This window comes from Rhodococcus sp. 66b, from assembly GCF_002076325.1.
In the GTDB taxonomy this organism is placed as follows: domain Bacteria; phylum Actinomycetota; class Actinomycetes; order Mycobacteriales; family Mycobacteriaceae; genus Rhodococcus_F; species Rhodococcus_F erythropolis.
Window position 1 is genome coordinate 1 of record NZ_MUZB01000020.1, and the last position, 25,113, is coordinate 25,113.

At 63.9% G+C, this 25,113-nt stretch carries 26 protein-coding genes and 1 pseudogene; 18 read left to right on the plus strand and 9 right to left on the minus strand.

The window, feature by feature from the left end; all coding sequences use genetic code 11:
* Both B0E55_RS27900 and B0E55_RS27905 read left to right on the plus strand, forming a co-directional pair.
* Window positions 1-270, plus strand: a pseudogene (locus tag B0E55_RS27900) (ABC transporter ATP-binding protein); the annotation flags it as partial.
* A complete protein-coding gene (locus B0E55_RS27905) occupies window positions 270-1,028 on the plus strand; it encodes an ABC transporter permease (RefSeq protein ID WP_029255815.1) in 759 nt (252 codons plus the stop codon). The pseudogene B0E55_RS27900 and the gene B0E55_RS27905, both read left to right, overlap by 1 nt.
* 9 nt (window positions 1,029-1,037) lie before the next feature.
* Here B0E55_RS27905 and B0E55_RS27910 read toward each other — a convergent pair whose 3' ends face one another.
* Together B0E55_RS27910 and dapD are read right to left on the minus strand one after the other, a co-directional pair.
* A complete protein-coding gene (locus B0E55_RS27910) occupies window positions 1,038-2,420 on the minus strand; it encodes an amino acid permease (protein ID WP_020908472.1) in 1,383 nt (460 codons plus the stop codon).
* A complete protein-coding gene (gene dapD, locus B0E55_RS27915) occupies window positions 2,420-3,373 on the minus strand; it encodes a 2,3,4,5-tetrahydropyridine-2,6-dicarboxylate N-succinyltransferase (protein ID WP_019749368.1) in 954 nt (317 codons plus the stop codon). The genes B0E55_RS27910 and dapD overlap by 1 nt, the downstream gene beginning before the upstream one ends.
* A 49-nt stretch (window positions 3,374-3,422) precedes the next feature.
* Between dapD and dapE the strand changes: the two genes are divergently transcribed.
* From dapE to B0E55_RS27965, 10 genes are all read left to right on the plus strand, one after another.
* On the plus strand, window positions 3,423-4,493 hold the full coding sequence (dapE, locus tag B0E55_RS27920) for a succinyl-diaminopimelate desuccinylase (protein ID WP_179154702.1): 1,071 nt from the start codon (window positions 3,423-3,425) through the stop codon (window positions 4,491-4,493).
* Between the two features lie 16 nt (window positions 4,494-4,509).
* The gene (locus tag B0E55_RS27925; protein ID WP_003945176.1) at window positions 4,510-5,313 is read left to right on the plus strand and encodes a TIGR00730 family Rossman fold protein; all 804 of its coding nucleotides are present in this window, start codon (window positions 4,510-4,512) and stop codon (window positions 5,311-5,313) included.
* Window positions 5,307-5,864: a TIGR00730 family Rossman fold protein gene (locus tag B0E55_RS27930; protein ID WP_020908470.1), complete on the plus strand. Its 558-nt coding sequence runs from the start codon at window positions 5,307-5,309 to the stop codon at window positions 5,862-5,864. The genes B0E55_RS27925 and B0E55_RS27930 overlap by 7 nt, the downstream gene beginning before the upstream one ends.
* 112 nt (window positions 5,865-5,976) lie before the next feature.
* Window positions 5,977-7,749, plus strand: a complete 1,773-nt coding sequence (locus B0E55_RS27935; RefSeq protein WP_019749365.1) for a long-chain-acyl-CoA synthetase — start codon at window positions 5,977-5,979, stop codon at window positions 7,747-7,749.
* A gap of 30 nt (window positions 7,750-7,779) precedes the next feature.
* A complete protein-coding gene (gene folP, locus B0E55_RS27940; protein WP_108912747.1) occupies window positions 7,780-8,679 on the plus strand; it encodes a dihydropteroate synthase in 900 nt (299 codons plus the stop codon).
* The gene (locus B0E55_RS27945; protein WP_019749363.1) at window positions 8,676-9,617 is read left to right on the plus strand and encodes a glucosyl-3-phosphoglycerate synthase; all 942 of its coding nucleotides are present in this window, start codon (window positions 8,676-8,678) and stop codon (window positions 9,615-9,617) included. The genes folP and B0E55_RS27945 overlap by 4 nt, the downstream gene beginning before the upstream one ends.
* A gap of 32 nt (window positions 9,618-9,649) precedes the next feature.
* A complete protein-coding gene (locus tag B0E55_RS27950) occupies window positions 9,650-10,027 on the plus strand; it encodes a DivIVA domain-containing protein (protein ID WP_019749362.1) in 378 nt (125 codons plus the stop codon).
* A complete protein-coding gene (locus B0E55_RS27955) occupies window positions 10,027-10,596 on the plus strand; it encodes a DNA-3-methyladenine glycosylase I (protein ID WP_019749361.1) in 570 nt (189 codons plus the stop codon). Before B0E55_RS27950 ends, B0E55_RS27955 begins: the two co-directional genes overlap by 1 nt.
* 151 nt (window positions 10,597-10,747) lie before the next feature.
* On the plus strand, window positions 10,748-10,915 hold the full coding sequence (locus B0E55_RS27960) for a DUF3117 domain-containing protein (RefSeq protein WP_003945169.1): 168 nt from the start codon (window positions 10,748-10,750) through the stop codon (window positions 10,913-10,915).
* A 115-nt stretch (window positions 10,916-11,030) separates the two neighbouring features.
* Entirely contained in the window at window positions 11,031-11,870 is an 840-nt protein-coding gene (locus B0E55_RS27965) for a putative RNA methyltransferase (protein WP_080910923.1), read from the plus strand.
* Window positions 11,871-11,876: 6 nt separating this feature from the next.
* Here the strand turns inward: B0E55_RS27965 and glgA are convergent, their stop codons facing one another.
* A complete protein-coding gene (glgA, locus tag B0E55_RS27970; protein WP_070386685.1) occupies window positions 11,877-13,049 on the minus strand; it encodes a glycogen synthase in 1,173 nt (390 codons plus the stop codon).
* A gap of 132 nt (window positions 13,050-13,181) precedes the next feature.
* On the opposite strand from glgA, the gene glgC reads away from it, so the two are divergent.
* Window positions 13,182-14,396: a glucose-1-phosphate adenylyltransferase gene (glgC, locus tag B0E55_RS27975; protein WP_003945185.1), complete on the plus strand. Its 1,215-nt coding sequence runs from the start codon at window positions 13,182-13,184 to the stop codon at window positions 14,394-14,396.
* Here the strand turns inward: glgC and B0E55_RS27980 are convergent.
* Window positions 14,393-15,028, minus strand: a complete 636-nt coding sequence (locus B0E55_RS27980; protein WP_007736091.1) for an O-methyltransferase — start codon at window positions 15,026-15,028, stop codon at window positions 14,393-14,395. The genes glgC and B0E55_RS27980 overlap by 4 nt on opposite strands.
* A gap of 330 nt (window positions 15,029-15,358) precedes the next feature.
* Between B0E55_RS27980 and sigE the strand changes: the two genes are divergently transcribed.
* The 4 genes from sigE to tatB all read left to right on the plus strand — a co-directional run bounded on the left by sigE (window position 15,359) and on the right by tatB (window position 18,410).
* The gene (gene sigE, locus B0E55_RS27985) at window positions 15,359-15,955 is read left to right on the plus strand and encodes an RNA polymerase sigma factor SigE (protein ID WP_029255812.1); all 597 of its coding nucleotides are present in this window, start codon (window positions 15,359-15,361) and stop codon (window positions 15,953-15,955) included.
* A 52-nt stretch (window positions 15,956-16,007) separates the two neighbouring features.
* Window positions 16,008-16,367, plus strand: a complete 360-nt coding sequence (locus B0E55_RS27990) for a hypothetical protein (RefSeq protein WP_020970204.1) — start codon at window positions 16,008-16,010, stop codon at window positions 16,365-16,367.
* A 97-nt stretch (window positions 16,368-16,464) separates the two neighbouring features.
* Entirely contained in the window at window positions 16,465-17,943 is a 1,479-nt protein-coding gene (locus tag B0E55_RS27995) for a S1C family serine protease (protein ID WP_047889716.1), read from the plus strand.
* Between the two features lie 74 nt (window positions 17,944-18,017).
* A complete protein-coding gene (tatB, locus tag B0E55_RS28000) occupies window positions 18,018-18,410 on the plus strand; it encodes a Sec-independent protein translocase protein TatB (protein ID WP_080910903.1) in 393 nt (130 codons plus the stop codon).
* A 63-nt stretch (window positions 18,411-18,473) separates the two neighbouring features.
* Here the strand turns inward: tatB and B0E55_RS28005 are convergent, their stop codons facing one another.
* The 5 genes from B0E55_RS28005 to B0E55_RS28025 all read right to left on the minus strand — a co-directional run bounded on the left by B0E55_RS28005 (window position 18,474) and on the right by B0E55_RS28025 (window position 24,006).
* Window positions 18,474-19,610: an Mrp/NBP35 family ATP-binding protein gene (locus B0E55_RS28005; RefSeq protein ID WP_003945178.1), complete on the minus strand. Its 1,137-nt coding sequence runs from the start codon at window positions 19,608-19,610 to the stop codon at window positions 18,474-18,476.
* Between the two features lie 24 nt (window positions 19,611-19,634).
* Window positions 19,635-20,498: a lytic transglycosylase domain-containing protein gene (locus tag B0E55_RS28010; RefSeq protein WP_003945171.1), complete on the minus strand. Its 864-nt coding sequence runs from the start codon at window positions 20,496-20,498 to the stop codon at window positions 19,635-19,637.
* A 145-nt stretch (window positions 20,499-20,643) separates the two neighbouring features.
* Window positions 20,644-22,050 carry a lytic transglycosylase domain-containing protein gene (locus B0E55_RS28015; protein ID WP_020970202.1) on the minus strand — a complete coding sequence of 469 codons (1,407 nt, stop codon included), beginning with the start codon at window positions 22,048-22,050 and terminating at the stop codon, window positions 20,644-20,646.
* A 130-nt stretch (window positions 22,051-22,180) separates the two neighbouring features.
* Window positions 22,181-22,723, minus strand: a complete 543-nt coding sequence (locus B0E55_RS28020) for a DUF1003 domain-containing protein (protein ID WP_003945067.1) — start codon at window positions 22,721-22,723, stop codon at window positions 22,181-22,183.
* Window positions 22,720-24,006, minus strand: a complete 1,287-nt coding sequence (locus tag B0E55_RS28025; RefSeq protein ID WP_019749352.1) for a magnesium transporter MgtE N-terminal domain-containing protein — start codon at window positions 24,004-24,006, stop codon at window positions 22,720-22,722. The genes B0E55_RS28020 and B0E55_RS28025 overlap by 4 nt, the downstream gene beginning before the upstream one ends.
* Before the next feature lie 72 nt (window positions 24,007-24,078).
* On the opposite strand from B0E55_RS28025, the gene B0E55_RS28030 reads away from it, so the two are divergent.
* Window positions 24,079-25,041 (plus strand): HpcH/HpaI aldolase/citrate lyase family protein, encoded by a 963-nt coding sequence (locus B0E55_RS28030; RefSeq protein ID WP_020908461.1) that lies wholly within the window; start codon window positions 24,079-24,081, stop codon window positions 25,039-25,041.
* Window positions 25,042-25,113: the final 72 nt, after the last annotated feature.

Genomic DNA, 25,113 nt, shown 5'->3' on the forward strand with positions numbered 1-25,113 from the left:
GTGTTGCTCTCGCAGGGGTTGACGGTGCGTGAGGACGGTTCCGGTGTTGCGCCGGCGTTGGTGGTCGTGGATTCGACCACTGATGTGATCGGGGGTCTGGCTGGTTCGCAGGGAATCGTGTTGCACGAGTTGGCGTCCCAGCAGGGGTCGCTCGAGGATGCGTTCATGAAGTTGACCGGAGACGATGTCCAGTACCACGCATCCGGTATCGAAGCAGTCCCCGAAACTCAGAACGCATACACACAGCAGGCTATGGGAGGTGCACTGTAATGGCTGTTCTCAGTGCTGAACGTATCAAGATCACCACGACCAAATCACCGTTGTGGTGCACGATCATCATCATCGTGCTCGGGCTGGGACTCGCCACAGCTTTCGGACTCAGCGCCAAGTCGTCGCTCAGCAGCCCCAACGGTGCAATGATGCCGACAGTGTCGGGGGCACTCAGTGGGGTGACCGGCTTCGGTGTGTTGGTTCTGATGATCATGGCGGCTCTCGCGATCACCAGCGAATATCGCTTCGGGACCATCCGCACCACCTTCCAGGCAGTTCCGAACCGCGCTTCGGTGCTCATCGCCAAAGCGGGCCTCATCGGTGGTTTCGGAGCGGTACTGACTCTCGTATTGTCGTTCGGCGCTTTCGCTCTCACGAAGGCCACATCAGGTGACGCCGGAAGATTCCTGACTCTGTCTGGCGACGATAACTGGCGGGTCGTCTACGGAACACCGATCTACGCGTTCTTCTGCGTAGTTCTAGCCGTAGGAGTGGGCGCGTTGCTCCGGCAGTCTGCAGGTGCGATCGCATTACTGCTGTTGTGGCCCTTGCTGATCGAGAATCTTTTCAACCTGTTCGGAAGTATCGGCGAGAAGATCATGCCGTTCCTGCCGTTCATGAACGCCAACAATTTTCTCGGTTCCGGCGGTAGCGTCGACTTCCACTGGGGACCCTGGGGCAGCCTGGTCTACTTCGCCCTCTTCGTGCTCGTCGTATTCGGCCTCAGCATCGTCGTCGTGAACAGGCGGGATGCATAGGCACACGGATCAGGCGGGCTGATTCTGCTTACGCCAGCGGGCGTTCAGGAAACCCAATGCCGCGATCACGAGGAACAACACGGTGGTCGAGATCAACTGTGCACGGGCATCGGCGTCGAAGAGCATGAGGACGACGAAGACGCCAAGCATCGCGAGGGTCGCGTAGCTCAGATACGGGAACAGCCACATACGAACTGTCAGCTTGCCCGACGCTTCGAGTTGTTTACGCAGTCGCAGATGCGAGACGACGATGAAGATCCAGATGACGAGCAGCGCGGCGCCGACTGCGTTGAGCAGGATGCCGAGCAGGTCGTCGGGGAGCAGCCAGTTGAGCAGGACGCTGACGAAGCCGAAGAACACCGACAGCAGAACGGCATTGGTCGGAACTCCGGTGCTCGACAGTTTCGCCATGAAAGCGGGTCCGTCGCCGCGGCGCGAAAGTGAGAACGCCATCCGAGAGGTGCCGTAGATGTTGGCGTTGAACGCGGACAGCAAAGCCACTACGACGACCAGTTCCATGAACCCGGCAACGCCCGGAATGTTCGCCTTGTTCAAGACGGCCACAAACGGGCCGCTCTCGAGTTCGGGGTCGTTCCAGGGCAGCACCAGAACCATGATGGAGATGGCACCGATGTAGAAGACGCTGATGCGCCACACCACGGAGCGGACAGCGACGGCGATGGAGCGTTCCGGATTCTCGGATTCGGCTGCGGCGATGGTGACGATCTCGATCCCACCGAAGGCGAACGCCACGACGAGCAGTCCTGCGGCAATGCCAGACAACCCATTGGGCATGAAGCCGCCCTGCCCGAACAGATTGCTAGTACCGACCGGATCGGTATCGGGGAGGATGCCGAACACCAGCAGGACGCCGATGACGAGGAAGGCGATGATGACGGTGACTTTGATTGCGGCGAACCAGAACTCGAACTCACCGAAGTTGCTGACCTTCGCCAGGTTCACCACGGCGAAGAACACCACGAAGACCAGGGCGACAACCCATTGCGGGATCGACGGCACCCAGTCGTTCACGATCGCCGAGGCTCCGGTGATCTCGGCGCCCAGCACCATGATCAGCATGAACCAGTAGAGCCAGCCCATCACGAAGCCGGCCCACTCGCCGATCCCCAGGCGCGCGTAGTGAGAGAAGGAACCGCTCGCCGGGATCGCAGCTCCCATCTCACCGAGCATGCGCATCACGAACACCACGACGGCGCCCGCAAGGATGTAGGAGATCAGGACGGCCGGGCCGGCCTTGGCGATACCGACGCCGGTTCCGAGGAACAGGCCGGCGCCGATGGCCGAGCCCAGGCCCATCATCGTCAGATGGCGGACCTTGAGACCGTGGCCGAGAGCAGTGGTTGTTCCGTCGGAGACGTCGGTGTCAGTCATCAGTCGTTGGCGTGCAAAGCAGCGTTCAGTTCGACGCCGGTGCCCTTCCACGGCACGACCTCGACGGCACCCGAGACCGAGTTACGACGGAAGAGAAGGTTCGACTTGCCGCTGAGTTCCTTGGCCTTGACGACGGTTCCGTCCGGGCCGGTGACCTTCGTGCCCGCGGTGACGTAGAGGCCCGCTTCGAGGACGCAGTCGTCGCCGAGTGAAATACCGAGGCCGGCGTTGGCACCGAGGAGGCAGCGCTTGCCGAGGGAGATGGTTTCCTTGCCGCCGCCGGAGAGGGTGCCCATGATGGAGGCGCCGCCGCCAACATCGGATCCGTCGTCGACGACGACGCCCGCGGAGATGCGGCCTTCGACCATCGAGTTACCGAGGGTGCCGGCGTTGAAGTTGACGAAGCCTTCGTGCATGACGGTCGTTCCGCTGGCGAGGTGCGCACCGAGTCGGACACGGTCCGCGTCACCGATACGCACTCCGGACGGCACGACGTAGTCGACCATGCGGGGGAACTTGTCGACGCTGAACACGGTCACGACGCCGCGGATGCGCAGACGTGAGCGAACTTGCTCGAAGCCTTCGACGGCGCACGGGCCGAAGTTGGTCCACACGACGTTGCTGAGCAGGCCGAACTGGCCGTCGAGGTTGACGCCGTGGGGTGCGACGAGACGGTGCGAGAGGAGGTGGAGGCGCAGGTAGACGTCGTGTGCGTCGACCGGCGCCTTGGAGAGATCGGCGATGGTGGTGCGGACGACGACCTGCGAGACCTCGCGAGCGTCGTCAGTGCCTGCCAGCAGTGCAAGATCGGAAGGAATGTCTGTTCCCTCGACGTTCTCGGTACCGGTCTTGTCGAATGTTCCCAGCTCTGGTGCCGGGAACCAGGTGTCGAGGACGGTTCCGTCCGCGGTCACGTTGGCGATACCTACTGCTGTTGCTCCCTGTGCGCTCACGGGACTAGAGGTTACTGGGTGGTGGGTGCACCGGCCTAGGCTGGTGCGTGTGAGCATCCTCGATCTTGCTTCGGACCCCATCGACTTGACGGCCGCCCTGGTCGACATCCCCAGCGTCTCGCACGACGAATCCGTCATCGCGCAGGCCGTCGAGGATGCGCTGCGTGAGCAGACTTCGGGCTTCGAGATCATCCGCAACGGCAACGCCGTGTTGGCGCGGACCTCGCGCGGTTTGCCCAGTCGCGTCATGCTCGCCGGACATCTGGATACGGTGCCCATCGCGGACAATGTCCCTTCGCGGCGTGACGGCGACATCCTGCACGGCTGCGGGACCGTGGACATGAAGTCGGGCGATGCGGTCTTTCTGCACCTGGCAGCCACCATCGAGAACCTGGCCCACGATCTGACCCTGGTTTTCTACGACTGCGAAGAGATCGCCGCAACCTTCAACGGCCTGGGACGGATCGAACGCGAGATCCCGGAATGGCTCGCGGCCGACGTCGCAATTCTCGGTGAGCCGACGGCCGGTTTCATCGAGGCCGGGTGCCAGGGCACGATGCGGGTTCGGTTGACGGCTTCGGGAACTCGCGCACATTCGGCCAGGTCCTGGCTGGGGGACAACGCCATTCACAAGTTCGGCGGTGCGTTGGAGCGGTTGTCGAGTTACCAGCCGCGCTCGGTCGACATCGACGGTTGCGGCTACCGCGAAGGTTTGTCGGCGGTGCGGATTTCTGGCGGGGTCGCCGGAAACGTCGTCCCGGACGAAGCCGAGATGGACGTCAACTTCCGATTCGCGCCCGATCGCAGCGAGGCGCAAGCCGAGGCGCATGTGCGCGAAGTGTTCGACGGTCTGGGCCTCGGATTCGAGGTCACCGACTCCTCGCCCGGCGCGCTGCCTGGCTTGGCGAACCCGTCCGCTGCCGCCCTGATCGAGGCGGCCGGTGGTCAGTTCCGTGCGAAGTACGGGTGGACCGACGTGTCCAGGTTCTCGGCGCTCGGCATTCCTGCCGTGAACTACGGACCGGGTGATCCGAACCTCGCACACAAGCGCGACGAGCACGTTCCGGTGCAGCAGATCACCGACGTCGCGGCCGTGCTGAGGAAGTATCTGTCGGCCTGACCGTTAGCCTTGCCGCATGGCACCAGAGAAGAATTCGGCTTCGAAGAAGCAGAGCTCGTCGATCAAGCACCGCGGGCCCGTTCAGCTTCGACGCAAGCGCAAGGACGAGAAGACCACGACCGATCAGCGCTTGCTCGACAAGCGCGGACCCACGGACTGGGTACACACCGATCCGTGGCGTGTGCTGCGTATCCAGAGCGAATTCATCGAAGGTTTTGGCGCACTCGCCGAGGTCCCGCGTGCGGTGACAGTGTTCGGTTCGGCACGCACCACGGTCGATCATCCCGAGTACCAATCCGGCCGTGAGCTGGGAACGGCGTTGGCCGAAGCCGGATACGCCGTCATCACCGGCGGTGGACCGGGAGTTATGGAAGCTGCCAACCGCGGTTGCAGCGAGGCCGGCGGATACTCGATCGGTCTCGGCATCGAGCTGCCGTTCGAGCAGGGTCTCAACGAGTGGGTGGATCTCGGAATCAACTTCCGCTACTTCTTCGCACGCAAGACGATGTTCGTGAAGTACTCCCAGGCATTCATCTGCCTGCCGGGTGGCTTCGGAACACTCGACGAGCTGTTCGAGGCACTGACCTTGGTGCAGACCCACAAGGTCACGCGCTTCCCGATCGTCCTGTTCGGTACCGAGTACTGGTCCGGACTCGTCGACTGGATTCGCGGCACCCTCGAGCGTGACGGCAAGATTTCCGAGGGCGACGTGAACTTGCTGCACGTCACCGACAGTGTGGAAGAAGCAGTACGAATCGTCCTCAACGCCGACAAGGGCGTCGACGAGGCCGCAGATCTGGGGAAAGAAGAAGAATGGTGACCGATTCCGACAAGAAGTACTCGATCTGCGTCTACTGCGCGTCGGGTCCGGTGGACGAATCGTTCCTGGCATTGGCTGCCGAGGTGGGAACCGCGATCGGTCGACGCGGATGGCAGTTGGTCTCGGGCGGTGGCAACGTCTCGATGATGGGCGCTGTCGCCGAGTCCGCTCGCGCGGCGGGCGCCTGGACCGTCGGCGTCATTCCGAAGGCCTTGGTGCACAAGGAAGTAGCCGACGTCGATGCCGACGAGCTGATCGTCACGGACACCATGCGCGAGCGCAAGAAGCTGATGGAAGATCACGCCGACGCGTTCATCACGCTGCCGGGCGGAATCGGGACGCTGGAAGAGCTGTTCGAGACGTGGACCGCCGGCTACCTCGGAATGCACGAGAAGCCAGTGGTGATGCTCGATCCCGTCGGGCACTTCACCGGCCTGCTCGAGTGGTTGAACAAGCTCGACGGGACCGGCTTCGTCGGGCGTCAGGCGTTGGACACTCTGTTGGTGCGGACGGACGTCGAGGCTGCGCTCGACGCGTGCGTCAGATCCTGATCAGACGCCTGCGTGGAACCCTGACCTGGGGCATGGCGGGCTTTATTACCGTGCAGTAAGGTGGCCGCAGACTGGGCGGCCGAATGGGCGCCGGATACGTGTTAGGGGAGCCATGAGTTCGGAAGCCCGTTCGACCGTCGGCCTGCTGGATCTGGCGGCAAAACTGCCGTCGATGATCACCGAGGTGCCGATCCTGGCGCGGGGGGCCGCCGGGCTCACCCGCAAGCCTTCGGCCAAGGAATCGATCGGGTTGATCTTCCAGAAGGCCGCGCACGCGCACCCGTCGCGCCCGTTCATCCGGTTCGAGGGCCACGCGACCAGTTACGCGGAGGCCAACGAACTGGTGAACCGCTACGCCGACGTCCTCCGCGGACGAGGAGTCGATCGCGGAGACGTCGTCGGAGTGCTGGCAAAGAACACCCCCGAAGCCCTGCTGATCGCGTTGGCCGCCGTCAAACTCGGCGCGGCTGCGGGCATGTTGAACTACAACCAGCGCGACGACGTTCTGGCACACAGCCTTACGCTGCTCGACGCGCGCGTCCTGGTGGTCGCCGACGAGTGCGAAGAGGCCCTCGAATCCTTGCCGGCGGGGTTTACCGGACCGAAGCAACTTCTCGTCAGTGAACTCGCGGATCTGGCGAAGACGGCTGATGCCGCCAACCCGGCGGTCACCGCCGAGGTGCTCGCGAAGGAGAAGGCGTTCTACATCTTCACCTCGGGTACCACGGGAATGCCCAAGGCCAGCTTGATGACTCACTTCCGTTGGCTGAAGTCGATGTCGGGCCTCGGGTTGATGGGCGTGCGCTTGCGCGGCTCGGACACTCTGTACTGCTGCCTGCCGCTCTACCACAACAACGCGTTGACGGTCTCGTTGTCCTCGGTGCTCGCGTCCGGTGCGACAATCGCGATCGGACGTCAGTTCTCCGCCTCGCGGTTCTGGGACGACATCGCACTCAACAAGGCGACCGCGTTCACCTACATCGGCGAACTGTGCCGCTATCTGCTCAACCAGCCGGTCAAGCCGACCGACAGCGACAATGCTGTTCGGCTGATGGTGGGTAACGGTCTGCGCCCGGAGATCTGGGCCGAATTCACCCAGCGCTTCGGCATTCCCCGCGTCGCCGAGTTCTACGGTGCGAGCGAATGCAACATCGCGTTCGTCAACGCACTCAACGTCGACAAGACGGCCGGGATCTGTCCGTTGCCGCACGCCGTCGTCGAGTTCGACGAGGACACCGGAAAAGCGTTGCGTGGAGCCGACGGTCGCCTTCGCAAGGTGTCCACGGGTCAGGTCGGGCTCCTGCTGTCGAAGGTCACCGACCGAGCGCCTTTCGACGGTTACACCGACGAAGCCGCGAGCAACAGCAAGCTGGTGCGCGGCGGATTCAAGGACGACGACACCTGGTTCGATACCGGAGACCTGGTGCGCAAGCAGGGATGGGGCCACGTCGCCTTCGTCGACCGTCTCGGCGACACCTTCCGTTGGAAGGGTGAGAACGTTGCCACCACGGAGGTCGAGGGCGCGCTGAGTTCGCACCCGGCCGTCGAGGAAGCGGTTGTCTACGGCGTCGAGATTCCGGGCACCGACGGTCGCGCGGGCATGGCGGCGGTGAAGCTACGGGACGGTCAGAGTTTCGAGGGCAGCGAAGTCGCGGCTCACCTCTACGGCAAGCTCCCCAACTACGCGGTCCCGCTGTTCATCCGCATCGTCGACTCACTCGAACACACCAGCACTTTCAAGTCGCGCAAGGTGGAATTGCGCAACGAGGGTTACGACGTCGGCGCCGACACTCTGCACGTTCTCGAAGGCCGCGAGGGTGGTTACGTGGACTCGTACGACGAATACGTCGGAAAGGTCGCGGCAGGCTCGGTACCCAAGGGCTAGACCGAGTTCCGTCATGCCAGTATGAGTGGCATGTCTTCACTCTCCGGTTCGACCGCGCAGCCAGGTCCGGCGCCCACCCTGTGTGGGCGTCCGGTCGCGGTCGACCGTGCATTGGTGATGGCGATCGTCAACCGCACTCCCGATTCCTTCTACGACCAGGGCGCGACGTTCTCGGATTCGGCAGCGATGGCCGCCGTCGACAGGGCCGTCGACGAGGGCGCCGATCTGGTGGACATCGGGGGAGTGAAAGCCGGGCCAGGTGACCTCGTCGACGCCGACGAAGAGGTCACGCGGGTGGTTCCGTTTGTCGCCGCGATCAGAGCCAAGTACCCCGAGCTGATCATCAGCGTCGACACCTGGCGGAGCGGCGTCGCGCGGTTGGCACGCGGCGAAGGCGCCGACCTGATCAACGACACGTGGGCGGGTGCGGATCCGGAACTCGTTGTGGTTGCCGCCGAGACTGGTGCCGGGATCGTTTGCTCGCACACGGGTGGCGCGGTTCCGCGCACCCGCCCGCACCGTGTCCGCTACGACGACGTCGTCACAGATGTGGTCACCGAGGTCGTGTCGGCGGCAGAACGCGCCCTGGCACTCGGAGTGCCGCGTGACGCGATTCTGATCGATCCCACTCACGATTTCGGTAAGAACACCTTCCACGGGCTCGAGTTGTTGCGAAAAGTGGACGTTCTTGTAAACACCGGGTGGCCAGTGCTGATGGCGCTGAGCAATAAGGACTTCATCGGGGAGACTCTTGGTGTGGAGCTTTCCGAGAGGTTGGAGGGAACATTGGCAGCGACAGCAATGGCCGCGGCTGGCGGCGCCCGGGTGTTCCGTGTTCACGAGGTGGCGTCCACCCGTCGAGTAGTCGACATGGTGGCCGCGATCCAAGGACGCCGTGCCCCGGTACGTACGGTTCGAGGTCTGGCATGAGCATCACCGGTGCGGGCCCGACCCGCGTATGGGCAGAAGCCAACAGTTGGGACCATCCGAGTTGGACGGTCGCCGAACTCGAACGGGCGAAGGGTGGCCGAACCGTCTCGGTGGTGTTGCCCGCGCTCAACGAAGAGGACACCGTTGCTGCGGTGGTCGACACCATTCATCCGTTGCTCGGTGGTTTGGTCGACGAGCTGATCGTTCTCGATTCCGGTTCGACCGACCGTACCGCCGAGCGTGCTCGCGCGGCGGGGGCGACGGTGATCAGTCGTGAGAGCGCAGTCCCGTCCATCCCGCCGACCGCGGGCAAGGGTGAGGTGTTGTGGCGTTCGGTCGCCGCAACGACCGGCGATCTGATCGCATTCGTCGACTCCGATCTCATCAATCCCGATCCGGCGTTCGTGCCCAAACTGCTGGGGCCGCTGCTCACGGTGGACGGCATCCATCTGGTGAAGGGCTACTACCGCCGTCCGCTGCGCGTGAGCGGCACGGAGGACGCCAACGGCGGCGGACGAGTCACGGAATTGGTTGCGCGGCCCATGTTGGCTGCGCTGCGGCCCGAACTCACGTCGGTACTGCAACCATTGGGCGGTGAATACGCGGGCACCCGTGAGCTGCTGTCGGCTGTTCCGTTTGCGCCCGGCTACGGCGTCGAGATCGGCCTTCTGCTCGACACGTACGACACGTTGGGGCTGGCGGCGATCGGTCAGGTCAATCTCGGTGTGCGCAAGCATCGCAACCGGCCGCTCGCCGACCTCGGCGTGATGAGCCGGCAGATCATCGGAACGATGCTCCGGCGGTGCGGGATCGAGGATTCGGGTGCCGGGTTGACCCAATTCCTGGTCGACGGCGATTCTTTCGTGCCCGAGACCACTGAGGTTTCGCTACTCGATCGACCCCCGATGAATTCGATAGTGCGCACCGCGGGGGTCTGACCGCTCACACTCGGGTATGGGAGTATCGGTTCATGATGACGATCCTCCTGTACCTGATTGTCATGGCACTGGTCGGCGCGATGATCTTCCTCGCCGCCAGCGCTGTGTTCGGGCGCTCGGAAGAGCTGCCGCCGCTGCCTCCTGGCACGACGGCGACCGTACTCCCGGCAGAGGACGTCACCGGGGCGGATGTCGACGCTCTTCGTTTTCAGCAGGTGTTGCGTGGATACAAGGCGAGTGAAGTGGATTGGGCCCTGCATCGCCTCGGGTTGGAAATCGATTCTCTGCGTGCGCAACTGGGCCGTGACGAGAAGTCCGAGGTTCTGGTGAAGGCGGATGCTCCGGCCAAGGCCGAAGCAACGCAGGAGGCGCCTGAGACCGAATCCGAAGCGAAGGATTCCCAGGGCTGATGGCAGACGGACTGGTTCGGTGCGGCTGGGTGGTCGAGACGCCCGGTGACTCGCTGTACCGCGACTATCACGACGAGGAGTGGGGGCGTCCGCTGCACGGGCGCGACGAACTGTTCGAGCGGCTCGCCCTCGAAGCATTCCAATCGGGGCTTTCTTGGATCACGATTCTGCGCAAACGCGAGGCGTTCCGCGAAGCCTTCGACGGGTTCGATCCGGACAAGGTCGCAGCGTACGGAGTTGCGGATGTGGAGAGATTGCTCTCCGATGCCGCGATCGTCCGCAATCGCGCGAAGATCGAGGCGACGATTTCCAACGCCCGAGTGCTCGTGAATTCACCCGATCTGGACCTCGATTCGTTACTCTGGTCGTTCTCGCCGCCTCGACGCACCAGACGACTGACATCAATTGCAGAGGTTCCGGCGGTCACTCCCGAGTCGACTGCCATGGCTAAGGAACTCAAGCGACGCGGGTTCAAGTTTGTGGGTCCTACCACGGCTTATGCGCTCATGCAGGCTACCGGAATGGTCGACGATCACGTGGCCGATTGCTGGGTTCCGGCGCAGGTGTGACGGTCGACTGAACACCCCTAAATGTGACTCAGATTCCCGGTTCCTGCATCCATAGGGAACAATGGAGGGTACGAGCCTCGCTGATTGTTGGCGGGGCGCACCGTTAGTCGAGGCGCAGAGCAATGCAGCGCAGATCTGGAGGGAGCAGAGGATGGCGGCCATGAAGCCCCGGACCGGGGACGGTCCCCTCGAAGCAACCAAAGAGGGACGAGGAATCGTCATGCGGGTTCCACTCGAGGGTGGCGGACGCCTCGTCGTCGAGCTGACCCCGGATGAAGCTGCAGCGCTCGGTGTGGAACTCACGAACGTCACCAGCTAGTCGGGTCCAGGTTGTAGCAGTACGAACAACAGCACGTGATTGCACGCAGGCTCCGTATCCGTTTCGGTACGGGGCCTGAAGTGTGCGCACCGCCGGTAGCCGAAAGGACGGATCAATGCTTGCCGCCGTGGTCGATCTACTGTCCTGTCCGCAGTGCGCCGCAGAGCTGGAATTGGTGGACGGCGCCGCCGAGTGCGATCGCGGACATCGATTCGACGTGGCTCGCCAGGGTTACCTGAGCCTGATCAGTGGCGGTGCCACGAAGTTCACCGGCGACAGTGCCGAGATGATCGCCGCGCGTGCACGACTTCTCGGCGCCGGCCACTTCGGCCCGCTGATGGATGCCGTTTCCCGGGCCTGCGCGACGACGGCAGGGGCGGATCCTGCGCGGATCGTCGAAATCGGTGCAGGCACAGGACAATACCTCGCACACGTCGTGGATTCGCTGCCTGATTCTCGGGCAATAGCCTTGGACGTGTCCAAGTTCGCGGCACGGCGAGCGGCGAAGATCCACGAAAGGATCGGCTCGATCGTCGCGGACGTCTGGCAACCACTTCCGATTCGAGACGGAGTGCTCTCCCACGTGCTCTGTGTGTTCGCTCCACGCAACGGTCCGCAGTCCCATCGAGTTCTCGCCGATGACGGCGTTCTGGTGGTCCTGACGCCCACCGACAGGCATCTGCGCGAGCTGATCGACATTCTCGAGATGGTCAAGGTCGACGATCGCAAGGTGGAACGTCTCGAATCGTCGATGGCCGGCTTGTTCGAGCGCGTGAGCAGCGACGAGGTCGAGTTCACGATGTCACTCTCACACCAGGACGTCCTCGACTTGGTGGGGATGGGACCGTCGGCGAGGCACCTGACGCCCGCCGATCTGGCTGCCGCCGTGGCGAAGCTGCCGCAGCCGAGCACCGTCACCGCGTCGGCGACGGTCTCGACCTATCGCAAGATCTGACGCGGATCAGCGTCTCGTGACGGCGTCCGCGTAGACCTCGAGCGTCTGCTTGGCGATTTCGGCCCAGGAGAACTCGTCGATAGCACGGATTCTGCCCGCACGACCCATCGCGTCGGCGCCTTCTCGGTCGGCGACAACGGCATTGACGGTGGCAGCGAGTGATTCCTCGAATGCGTTCGGCTCGTAGGCGTTGTAGTGCACGAGTCGACCGGTGACGCCGTCGGCGACCACCTCGGGGATACCGCCGACATCGGAAGCGACCACGGCGGTCTCACACGCCATGGCTTCGAGATTGACGATTCCGAGGGGCTCGTACACCGAAGGGCAGACGAATACGGTTGCTGCCGAGAGTATTTCCCTGATCTGCTCGGTCGGGAGCATCTCGCGCACCCAGTAGACATTGCCCCGATGTCTGGCGAGTTCGGCCACTGCCTTCTCCGTTTCGGCGGCGATCTCCGGCGTATCGGGAGCGCCGGCGCACAGCACGAGCTGAATCTCCGGGTCGAAGTGGTGTGCTGCCGCGACGAGGTGCCCGACGCCCTTCTGCCTCGTGATCCGTCCGACAAAGGCCACGATGGGTTTTGCGGGGTCGACGCCGATCGACGCGAGTGCGGACGGCGCTCCCGGCGCAGATCCCCCGGGATGCCATACCTCGGTGTCGATTCCGTTGCGCACTACGTGTACGCGACTCGGATCGACAGCGGGGTACGCGTCGAGGACGTCGAGTCGCATACCTGAGCTGACGGCGATGATCGCGTCTGCGTGCTCGACGGCGTTGCGTTCGGACCACGACGAGATCCGATAGCCGCCGCCTAGCTGTTCGGCCTTCCACGGGCGTCTGGGCTCGAGTGAGTGCGCGGTGAGGATGTGCGGCACGTCGTAGAGAGCCGACGCGAGATGCCCGGCCAGTCCGGTGTACCAGGTGTGGGAGTGGACGATGTCGACACCGGCCGCGGCGTCCGCCATCCGCAACTCGGTGGAGAGCGTCGTCAAGGCTGGGTTGGATCCGGCGAGAGCGGGGTCGGGAGAGTGGACGATCGCGCCTTCGCGCGGGGCGCCCATGCAGTGCACGTCGACCTCGCACAACCGCTTCATCTGAGCGACGAGCTCGGTTACGTGTACTCCTGCACCGCCGTAGATCTCCGGCGGGTATTCCTTGGTCATCATTGCGACTCGCACGCGCTAAACCTAACCGCCCGTGGTCGATCCGGCTACCGATCGCGTTATCCCCGACCGTTCGGAGGGGGACACGATCGGACCTCTCGGACTGCTTCGCTAGCGGGAGTTCACCAGTGCGGATAGGTTAGCGGTGTGAGAAGCCAGCCGCATGTGCTTGGAATCGTGCTCGCCGGGGGCGAGGGCAAACGCTTGTATCCGCTGACCGCGGACAGAGCGAAGCCCGCAGTGCCCTTCGGAGGTGCATATCGACTTATCGACTTCGTGTTGAGCAACCTTGTCAACGCGGGATATCTGCGTATTTGTGTGTTGACGCAATACAAGTCACATTCACTCGACCGTCACATTTCGCAGACGTGGCGATTGTCCGGGTTCGCGGGTGAGTACATCACTCCGGTGCCGGCCCAGCAGCGGCTCGGGCCGCGCTGGTACACCGGCAGCGCCGACGCAATCCTGCAGTCGCTCAATCTCGTTTACGACGAGGACCCCGAGTACATCGTGGTTTTCGGTGCCGACCACGTGTACCGGATGGATCCGGAACAGATGGTGCAGCACCACATCGAATCCGGGGCAGGCGTGACGGTCGCGGGTATTCGTGTACCGCGAAGTGAGGCTTTCGCTTTCGGCTGCATCGACAGTGACGAGTCCGGACGCATCACGCAGTTCCTGGAAAAGCCCGCCCATCCTCCCGGCACACCGGACGACCCAAATTCCACGTTCGCGTCCATGGGTAACTATGTGTTCACCACCAAAGTGCTCGTGGACGCCATCCGGGCTGATTCCGAGAACTCCGATTCCGACCACGACATGGGCGGAGACATCATTCCCGCCTTGGTCGCGGCGGGTGAGGCGTCGGTCTACGACTTCAAGGACAACGTCGTTCCCGGCGCTACCGATCGAGACCGCGGTTACTGGCGTGACGTCGGTACCCTCGACGCCTTCTACGACGCTCACATGGACCTCGTGTCGGTGCACCCGATCTTCAATCTCTACAACCGTCGCTGGCCCATCCGCGGCGCCACCGAGAATCTCGCGCCCGCCAAGTTCGTGAAGGGCGGACTCGCTCAGGAATCAGTGGTCGGTGCGGGGTCGATCCTGTCCGCGGCGACCGTGCGCAATTCGGTACTCAGTTCCAACGTGATGATCGAGGACGGTGCGACCGTCGAGGGCAGCGTGCTGATGCCGGGTGTGCGCATCGGCAAGGGCGCCGTCGTGCGGCGCGCGATCCTCGACAAGAACGTCGTGGTCGGTGACGGCGAAATCATCGGCGTCGATCTCGAACGTGACCGCGAACGATTTGCCGTCAGTCAGGGTGGCGTCGTCGCCATCGGTAAGGGCGTCTGGATCTAGAGCTTGCTCGCGCAGAGGAGGCCGTCGCCGAGGGGGAGGAGGACTCGAATGAGTCGCTCGTCCTCGGTTACGGCCTTTGCTGCTTCTCGGACCGCAACCGTTGTCGCGTCGCGAGCGGAGCTGTCGGCAACGCGGCCGTCGGCCAGGGCGTTGTGCAGAACGATGACACCGCCGGAGCGCAGCAGGCGGACACCTTCGCGGACGTAGTGGGGGTGGTCGATCGCGGCGCAGTCGACGAACACCAGGTCGTAGCCGCCGTCTGCGAGCCGGGGAAGTACGTCGAGAGCCCGTCCGTTGATCAGGCGAGTGCGTGCCGGAGCGATTCCGCTTTCGCGGAAGGTCAGCTTGGCCGCCCGCTGGTGTTCGGGTTCACTGTCGATCGTGGTCAGGACGCCGTCGTCGCGCATTCCGTGCAGAAGCCACAGGCTGCTCACGCCGGCTCCGGTACCCACCTCGACGGCCGTCTTCGCGTCGAGCATCCTCGCGAACATCGCGAGCGTCGCACCGACGGCGGGCGTCACCGGATGGGCTCCGAGATCCAGCGCTCGATCTCGCGCCGCGGTCAAAATCTCGTCCTCGGAAACTACGTCCTCGACGTGGCGGAGTATCTGTTCGGCGTGGGTCACGCTCATGAGGTTATCGGGCGGTTCGGATTGTCGCTGCAAGGCGCGCAGTCACCAGGATTCTCAGGAATCCCTCAGGCTCCTCATATGGCGTGCACACCGCGATGAGAAAAGGTGTATACATCGCCGGATCGAAGATCGCACGGCGGTATCGATTTTTACCAAGTTGGTCTTTCGCAGCTCGGTGATCGGGAACAAATCACAGCAACGGCTGGTTCTCCCGAATATCGCGCATTACGTGATTCGGACAACGCGGTGATCGAACTACGCGATCCCGAGCAGGAGGATCAACTTATTTACCAGGTCAACGACGAGCCTCGCCCTCGAGAGTCGGAAGTTTTGACGACGGAATCGGCTGTGGATTCCGAATTGATCGGCACTGCTGTGTTCGATGCAACTGGTGAGAAGTCCTCCATGCCGTCTTGGGACGAACTCGTGCGTCAGCACGGTGACCGGGTGTACCGCCTGGCCTACCGGTTGTCAGGCGATGCCCAGGACGCCGAGGACTTGACGCAGGACACCTTCATTCGGGTGTTCCGCTCGCTCTCCGATTATCAGCCCGGAACTTTCGAGGGCTGGCTGCACCGCATCACCACAAACCTGTTCCTCGACATGGTTCGCCGACGCAACCGCATCCGTATGGAAGCGCTGCCCGAGGACTACGACCGCGTTCCCTCACCCGGTCCGGACCCCGAGCAGATCTACCACGACGCGCGCCTCGACGCAGGTCTGCAGGCCGCACTCGACTCACTCGCACCTGAATTTCGCGCCGCTGTTGTGCTTTGTGACATCGAAGGTCTGTCGTACGAGGAAATCGGTGCCACACTGGGAGTGAAGCTCGGAACGGTTCGTAGCCGTATCCATCGTGGGCGACAGGCGATTCGTGATCATCTGGCAGCGCAGCGCGCAGCCGAATCCGAACTCGTCGGTTTCTGACGGTCGGGTTCGAGCTACAGAGCGGGACGTGGTCAATCACCTGGAGGGACGAATGACGGAGGCGCGGGCACATCGCCAGTTCGGTTCGACCGAACATCTGGCCAGCGAGGCAATCGCTGCCTACGTCGACGGAGAACTCCGAATGCAGGCCTACTTGCGGGCCTCGCATCACATCTCGATCTGCGCCGAGTGCGCTGCGGCCGTCGATGCTCAGCAGCAGGCACGTGGTGCGCTGCGTCGAAGCGGCGAGATGACGATGCCGTTGTCCCTGGTGGGACTTCTCAGTCAGATTCCCTCGTGCAACAGTCCGACCACCGGACCCAATTCGGAAAACGCCGACGGTTCCGTCGGTAATCAGCCCGCAGGCTTTTCCACCATCAGCAAGCGGTTGTCCCGTCGCTGGCGCAAATGACACCGCGCGCTGGCGCAAATGACGCCGCGCGCCAGCTTCCCGGCACGGATCAGTGATACTGGACAACGTGACTGACGGAAAGAGGGGGCACTCCGGAGTGAGCTCGGATTCTTCGGCAAGCGGTTCGGCGGATCGACCGGCAGATGCGCCGGTGCTCGACCCTCGGCCGGTGTACCGACCTCAGATCGACCCGGCCTCGCGCCAGGTGTTCGGTCGACCGAGTGGAGTCGAGGGCTCGTTCACTCCGATTGCCACGCGATCGACCCCGTCTTCCGACGTCGTGATCGGGAATCCGGACCCGGTTCTGGCCGAAGCGTTCGGTCGACCCGCAGACGCCACCGAGTCGATCGGTCGCGATCCCGAGGCGTCGGCGAACAACACACCCGACGAAGAACCCCCGCGTGATCCGTGGCGCGATCCTGAATCCGAGGTCTCGCTGGGCAAGCCTGCAGAGTCCGAGGCGCCGGTGCAGTTGCCTCCCGCCCAGAAGCTCGACGTGCGTGAGCTGTTGTTCGGTCGCAAGGTCGCCCCCTCCGCACTGGCCGCGCTTGCGGGCATGGCACTTGTCATCGCTCTTGTCGGTGGCTTGCTCGCCACTGTCATCACCGCCGATCGCAGTTCACTCACCAGCTCACGTGTCACGCTCGTTCAATCCGGCGGCGGGGAACAGCCGGAGTCGCAGGTGGCAAAGGTCGCCGACGCAGTGCTGCCTTCCGTGGTGTCGATTCAGGTCGCCGTCGGTGACCAGGGCAGTACGGGTTCCGGTGTGGTCATCGACGGCGCCGGATACATCGTCACCAACAACCACGTGATCTCCTCGGCCGTACCGCCCGCTCAGGACGCGAAGATCCAGGTGATCTTCTCCGACGGAACCAAGACCGATGCCCAGATCGTCGGACGTGACGTCAAGACAGACCTCGCGGTGCTCAAGGTGTCGGCCAACAATCTGACGGTCGCTCAGCTCGGAAAATCCGAGGATGTTCAGGTCGGCGACGACGTCGTCGCCGTCGGCTCACCGCTCGGATTGAGCAAGACCGTCACCCGCGGAATCGTCAGTGCGCTGAACCGGCCTCTGCGTTTGTCGGGTGAAGGCACCGACACCAACGCCGTCATCGACGCCGTCCAGACCGATGCGGCGATCAACCACGGCAACTCGGGTGGTGCACTCGTCGACGACGAAGCCCGCGTCATCGGTATCAACACGGCCATGCTCAGCGAGTCCGGTGGTTCGGTCGGGCTCGGCTTCGCGATCCCGATCGATACGGTCACCGAGGTGGCGCAGACCATCATTCGCGACGGCAAGGTTCATCACCCCGACATCGGCGTGAATGCCCGCACCGCGGTCAACGACGCGACCAGCGGTGCTGCGGTGGCCAACGTCCGCGACGGCAGCCCAGCTCAACGTGCGGGGATCGTCGAGGGTGACGTCATCGTCAAGGTCGGTGACCGACCGGTGACGAGTGCCGACGAACTGGTGGTTGCGGTCAACGCGACGACCGTCGATCAGCCGGTCAACGTCCAGTTGATCCGCGACGGACGGCAGGTCGACATTTCGGTCACGCCTGTGTCCGACTGATCGGACCCTGCGATCTTCCTGTGAGGTTGATCCGGACATGCGCGCACCGAGCGAGCACACAGTAGGCTGACCCTGTGTTTGGCAACATCGGTTGGGGCGAGTTCATGATCCTCCTCGTAGCGGCTCTGGTCATCTTGGGACCTGAGCGGCTTCCTGGTGCGGTCTCCTGGGTCACGAAGTCCCTGAGGCAGGTGCGCGAATATGCTTCGGGCGCTTCCAATCAGCTCAAGGAAGAACTGGGCACCGATTTCGAGGATCTGCGTAAACCACTCGCAGATCTGAACAAGCTGCGCGGAATGACGCCGCGCGCTGTGATCACCCAGCACCTCCTCGACGGCGACGACTCCATCTTCACAGGCAACTTCGACAAGAAGCCGCAGAGCGGAGTGCAGGAGCCGAAGATGCTGTCGAAGGACAAGCCACTCACCGCGGGCGAACGTCCTCCTGTGGACTTCGACGCAACCTAGATTCGACATACGAAAGGGCGCCTCTCACCGATCGGTGACAGGCGCCCTTTCGCATGCGGGGTTCTACAAGTTGCGAACCGTATTGATACCGAGCGACATTCCGGCCAGCCCGCGCTGACGGACGGCCAACTTGTCGGCGATGTCCTTGAGTGCGATGGCCGCGGGTGAATCGGGAGCGCTGAGGACGATCGGCGTCCCGGCGTCGCCTGCCTCGCGGACGGACGGGTCCAGCGGAATCTGTCCGAGAAGCGGAACCTTGGCGCCGACGGCCTTCGTGAGGCGATCGGAGACGGTCTGCCCGCCGCCTTCGCCGAACACGTCCATGCGGGTGCCGTCGGGAAGTTCGAGCCACGACATGTTCTCGACGACGCCGGCGACGCGCTGGCGGGTCTGCAGGGCGATGGCGCCCGCTCGCTCGGCGACCTCGGCAGCGGCCTGCTGCGGTGTGGTGACGACCAGGATCTCGGCGCTCGGGATGAGCTGAGCCACCGAGATGGCGATGTCACCGGTGCCTGGCGGCAGATCGAGAAGCAGCACGTCCAGATCGCCCCAGAACACGTCGGCGAGGAACTGCTGGAGCGCGCGGTGAAGCATCGGTCCGCGCCAGACGACAGGAGTGTTGCCCTGGGTGAACTGCGCGATGGAGATCATCTTCACGTCGTGTGCAACCGGCGGCATGATCATGCGCTCGACCTGAGTGGGCTTGGCGTCGGTGCCGAGCATGCGGGGGATCGAGTGACCGTAGATATCCGCGTCGAGTACGCCGACAGACAGCCCGCGCGCGGCCATTGCTGCCGCGAGATTGACTGTCACACTGGACTTTCCGACGCCACCCTTGCCGGAGGCTACGGCGTAGACGCGGGTGAGTGAACCCGGCTGGGCGAACGGGATGACGGGTTCGGCGGAATCGCCGCGAAGCGACTTGCGGAGCTCGGTCCGCTGGGCGTCGTCCATGACGTCGAGTTCGACGCGGATCGCACCGACCCCGGCGACGTCGGCGACGGCCTTGGTGACGCGTTCGGTGATCTCGGTGCGCATCGGGCAACCGGCGGTCGTGAGATAGATGCCGATGTCGACGCTGTTGTCACTGGAGAGGGAGATCCCCTTGACCATCCCCAGCTCGGTGATGGGTTTGCGGATCTCTGGGTCCAGAACTCGCGCGAGCGCGGAGCGAACGTCGGACTCGGTCAGTACAGACATGACTCCATGGTAAGTCCAGGTAGGTCAGTGGATGCGCGGCAGGTCCGATGCGGCGGGCACGATGCCGGTGGAGTACCCGAGCGACCAGGCCAGAACGTTGGCAACGTAGGCGGCCGAGTTGTTGTAGCGGTGGATCGCGGAGGCAACCTGGGTGACGTCCTGCATGTTGAGTCCGCCGTCGCACAGGTACTTGCCGGTGGTCAGTGCGGAGTCGAAAAGGTTCTGGGGGTCGGCGATTCCGTCACCGTTGCCGTCGCCGGCGTACTGGTTCCAGGTGGACGGGATGAACTGCATCGGGCCGACTGCGCGGTCGTAGACGGTGTCGCCGTCGAGGGCGCCGCCGTCGGTGTCCATGATGACGGCCTGGCCGGGAAGGCTGCCGTTGAGTGGCAGGCCGATCACGGGCTTGTAGAGGTTGCCGTTCGCGTCGGCGTCCTTGCCGTCGTTGGCGTGGCCGGATTCGACGCGGCCGATACCGGCCAGGAGTGTCCAGTGCATGTTGCAGTTGGGCTTCTCGACGGCGAGGATCCGCTCGGCGTTCTGGTATGCGGCGACGCTCACGCTCGGGATTCCGAGTGCGCCCTCGGCCATGGAGGCTGGGAGCGGGGGAGTCGCCTGCACGGGAGCCAACGGCGCGGGTTCCGGCGCGGGGGCGGGAGCGGGCTCGGCGATTGCTTCGACGGCGGGCAGAATCTGCGCTTGCGGTTCCTGCGTGGCTTGCGCGGCAGTGTCCACCGTTTCGGCGGAGCTGGTGTTGAAGAACGGAACCTTGGGAGCGGCGCCGGCCGTGTTGGCTGCGGTGACGAGTCCGATAGGGATGAGTCCGGTGAGCGCGATGACCGAATTTCGACGGATGTGCGAATCTGTCTTCTTGCTGTGCCGACCCACTGTGTATGCCTCCTGAACCTCCGCGAGGAGGTTTTCCGTTCAACTGACGGAGTCGAGGCTACCTGATTTGTTGCGTTTCCGTTATTCAACCGTGATCTAGAAGGGCAGTTTGGGGCATATGCACTGTTCTTTCGTGATTTTTTGGTTACAGAGCGGGCATGCCGGGAAGGCCCGGGAAGAACGGCGCGAATGCCGGAGCCGGGGCCGGTTCCGGTGCGGGGGCCGGTGCGGGTGACGGAGCGGGCTCAGGCGACGGGGCAGCCGGCGGCGAAGATTCCGCGGGCGCTGCGTCGGTGGTGGCGGGTGCCGTGGCGGCTACTGCCATTCCTGGGACCGTGCACGGCAGAAGGATGCCGTCCTGCAAGGCGTCGAGTGCTGCTGGATCCGGAAGGATCACGCACATGTCGTCGGGCCAGCGCCATCCCTCAGCCGTCAGAATCGGCCAGACGAGACCCCGTGAGGTGAGGACGGGGAGCGGGATGATCGGACCGGGAGCCGCGTTCCGGGCGGCGTTGGGTCCCGGAGTGGGGCTGGTCGGCGTTACTCCCGGCGGGATCAGTGCCTGGATCTCGGGTGAGAGCGCGGGCATGTCGGGCAGGCCTGGGAAGAGAGGGGGGGTGGTGGTCGGAGTCGTCGACGCAGATTCCTTGTCGCCTGCCGCCGGGTCGGTAGCTGCAGCAGCGGCGAGAACGGCCGAAGCGGCGGAGTCTGCCGAGGCGGCGGCGTTGATCGCCGAGCTGCCGGTGTTGATGCCGGTGGTGTACGGGAGCTGGCCGGAAGGAATGACACCGTTCTTGTATGCCGTCGACCACATGATCACGTTTGCCGCGTAGGCGGCCGAGTTGTTGTACCGCAGAACAGCTTTGGTCTCCTGGGCGACATCGCGCAGGTTGAGTCCGCCGCTGCAGAGGTACTTCGCTGCCGAGAGCGCCGCATCGAAGACGTTGTTGGGGTCCTTGATTCCGTCCCCGTTGCCGTCGCTGGCATAACCGGCCCAGGTGGCCGGAATGAATTGCATCGGCCCGACAGCGCGGTCGTGGGTCGGGTCTCCGTCGATCGCGCCCTTGTCGGTGTCCCGAATGACTTCGTTGCCTGCCAACCGTCCGTCGAGGACGGGGCCGAGGATCGGGGTGACCGTCGTACCCACCGAGGTCGTCTTGCCGCCGTTGGCGTGACCGGATTCGATGCGTCCGATGCCGGCCAGGAGATGCCAGGGGATGCCGCAGCCCGGCGCCTCGGTCATCATCACCAGTTCTGCAGAGCGGTACGCGTTCAGAACGATCTCGGGGATGCCCAGAGAGGTGAGGACGACGGCCGCAGCGTTGGGCGCTGCCGGAGCGCCGGCGACCGTATCGCTGGGTGGGGCCGATCGTTGCGTTCGGACGGTGCGGGGCGTCGGGAGGAAGTCGACAGAGTCCGGCTGCGCAACGGAGGCGGAGCCTGCGAGGGCAATGGGGACCTGCGACCCGCCGGATGGTGCGCTTCCGGCCGTGAGGGCTGCTGGACCTGTTACGACAAGCAGTCCCCCCACCAGTGTGGATGCTGCAATCATTCCGCGTACTCGCACGATTCCCCTTTGCTGGTGCTCCCGCCTCGGAGTACCCACCGTGATAATCCATCCTGCTGTGACTTACGTTACATATCGGTCACGGTGCGTGCAGCAAAACTCAGCGAACGCTCAGCTAGTTGTGACTTTGTTTCGCAGTATTCGAGTCACGGTGCTTCTTCTTCGGGGTCGGTTCGCCGTCGGCGGCAAGGATCGACTTGATCTCCTCGAGCTCCCGCCGCAGGTAGTCGCGGGTGGCGACCTCGCCGACGGCGATGCGCAGCGCTGCGAGTTCGCGAGCGAGGAATTCAGTGTCCGCTTTGGTTTGCTCGGCGCGTGAGCGGTCCTCCTCGAGCGAGACCCGGTCGCGATTCTCCTGACGATTCTGGGCCAGGAGGATCAGCGGCGCCGCGTAGGCAGCCTGGGTGGAGAAGGCGAGGTTGAGCAGGATGAACGGATACGGGTCCCACTGCAGAGCCACCGCGAACACGTTGATCAGGATCCAGACGATCACGATGATCGTCTGGATCGCGAGATAACGCCCGGTACCGAGGAAGCGGGCGATGCGTTCACTGACGCGTCCGACAGCTTCGACGTCGAAATCGAGATTGAACCGGCGGCTTCCGCGAGGCGTTTCCAGTCGTTGCCGTGCGGTCGTGCTCGACGCCCGTTCGCTCATCGGAGTAGTTCCTCGTCGTCGGAGTAATCCTCACGCCAGTCTTCCGGCAGGAGGTGATCGAGCACGTCGTCGACTGTCACGGCCCCGATCAGGTGGTTCTCGTCGTCCACGACCGGCCCGCACACCAAGTTGTAGGTCGCGAAGTATCGGGTGACCGACGCCAGCGAGTCGTCCGGCGCCAACCGGGGCATGTCGGTGTCGAGTATTCCGCCCACAAGGCTGGCGGGAGGCTCGCGGAGAAGCTTCTGCAAGTGGACGCAGCCGAGATACCGCCCGGTCGGAGTCGCGGTCGGCGGACGTACGACGAAGACCATGCTCGACAGCGCCGGGGTCACGTCGTAGTTGCGGGCGCGGGCAAGGGCCTCGGCGACGGTCGTCGAGGCCGTCAGTACCACCGGTTCGGGCGTCATCAGGCCACCGGCAGTGTCCGGGGAGTGCTCGAGCAGGCGTCGAACAGGTTCGGAATCCTGCGGGTCCATCAACTGCAACAGTGATTCGGCTTCGGTCTCGGGCAGCTCGCCCAACAGGTCGGCGGCATCGTCGGGATCCATCGCTTCGAGTAGATCGGCGGCACGTTCGACTTCCAGGTGCATCAGCAGATCGGTCTGGTCGTCCGCCGGCAGTTCCTGCACGACGTCGGCGAGGCGTTCGTCGTCGAGTGCCACGGCCAGTTCGTGGCGGCGCTTCTCCGGCAGTTCCCGCATGGCGTTGGCCACATCGGCGGGTCGCATGCCTTCGTACTGCAGAAGGAGGTGAGCTACGCCCTGGCCGGGGAGCGAGAGATCGCTCTGGGTGAGGCCGGCGACGTGCTGCCAGTCGACGATGTGAATCGCCGCGCGTCGACCGAGGCGTCCGCGATGGCCGCGAACGGCGACCTTCGAGACGACCCAGTCTCGCGTTCGCGTCGATTCGATCCCGAGGTCGACGACTATCGTGTCGACGCCGTGAAGCTCCTCGAGTTCCGGGTCGTCCACGCGCACATGCGAATCGAGTACCTGCGCCAGCGCGAGTACTTCACCCGGCCGCTGGTTGAAGCGCCGCAAACTGACGTTGCCCGTGGTCAGGGTGACCGCACTCGGCTCGATGGCTGTCACGCGGAGCATCGGAACGAAAATGCGTTTGCGCGTGAACATTTCGATCACCAGACCGAGAACCCGCGGTTGCTGGCGTCCGATACGGACCGTGATGACGACGTCGCGCACACGACCGATCGATTCGCCGTCCGGGCCGAGTACAACCAGGCCGGCAAGCCTGGCTGCAAATACCTTGCCTGCTGCTGCCATGATTGCAAGGCTAATTCGTCCAGCGTCAAAATCTGCAACGGCGCCACCGAAAATCGAGAAGGGCAGTCCGCAATGACTTCACGCAACCGTTCCCGTCGATCGGTATTGGCAGTTCCCGGCAGCAGTCGGAAGATGATCGACAAGGCGAAGGGATTGCCCGCCGACGAGATCTTCCTCGACCTCGAAGACGCGGTGGCGCCGTTGGCGAAGCAGGCGGCACGAGAGTCGATCGGCGACGCGTTGGCCGAGGACGGGTGGGGCAAACAGGTCAAGGTCGTCCGGGTCAACGACTGGACGACCGAATGGACGTATGCCGACGTCGTGGAGGTGGTCGGCCGCGCCGGAGCGCATCTGGACGCCATTCTGCTGCCCAAGGTTCCCGACGCGAGTCACGTCCAGGCACTCGATTTGTTGTTGACGCAGGTCGAGAAGGCCAACGGTCTCGAGGTCGGCAAGATCGGAATCGAGCCGCAGATCGAGAACGCGATCGGCTTGACCAACATCGACGCGATCGCCACCGCGAGTCCCCGCGTCGAGGCACTCGTGTTCGGCCCGGCCGACTTCATGGCGAGCTTGAACATGCGAACTCTGGTCGTCGGTGAGCAACCGGACGGTTACGACCGCGGTGACGCGTATCACCACATCTTGATGACCATCTTGATGGCCGCACGTGCACACGGCGTCCAGGCGATCGACGGTCCGTACCTCCAGATTCGCGACGTCGAGGCTTTCACTCGGTCGGCGGCGCGGACGGCAGCGCTCGGCTTCGACGGCAAGTGGGTTCTGCATCCCACGCAGATCGAGGCGGCCAACGAGGTGTTCAGTCCGCGCCAATCCGATTACGACCGTGCAGAACTCATCTTGGACGCGTACGCGTTCCACACCTCGGCCGCCGGAGGAGGGCGGGGCGCCGTCATGCTCGGCGACGAGATGATCGACGAGGCGAGTCGCAAGATGGCACTGGTGATTTCGGCCAAGGGCCGCGCCGCGGGGATGACGCGCACGTCGGAATTCACGCCGCCCGAACACGCCTGACGCTCGCATAGCCGAACGAATCAGGTCTGTAAAGGGCACAATAGGGGTAGATGTACTTGCGTCATCCGCGTG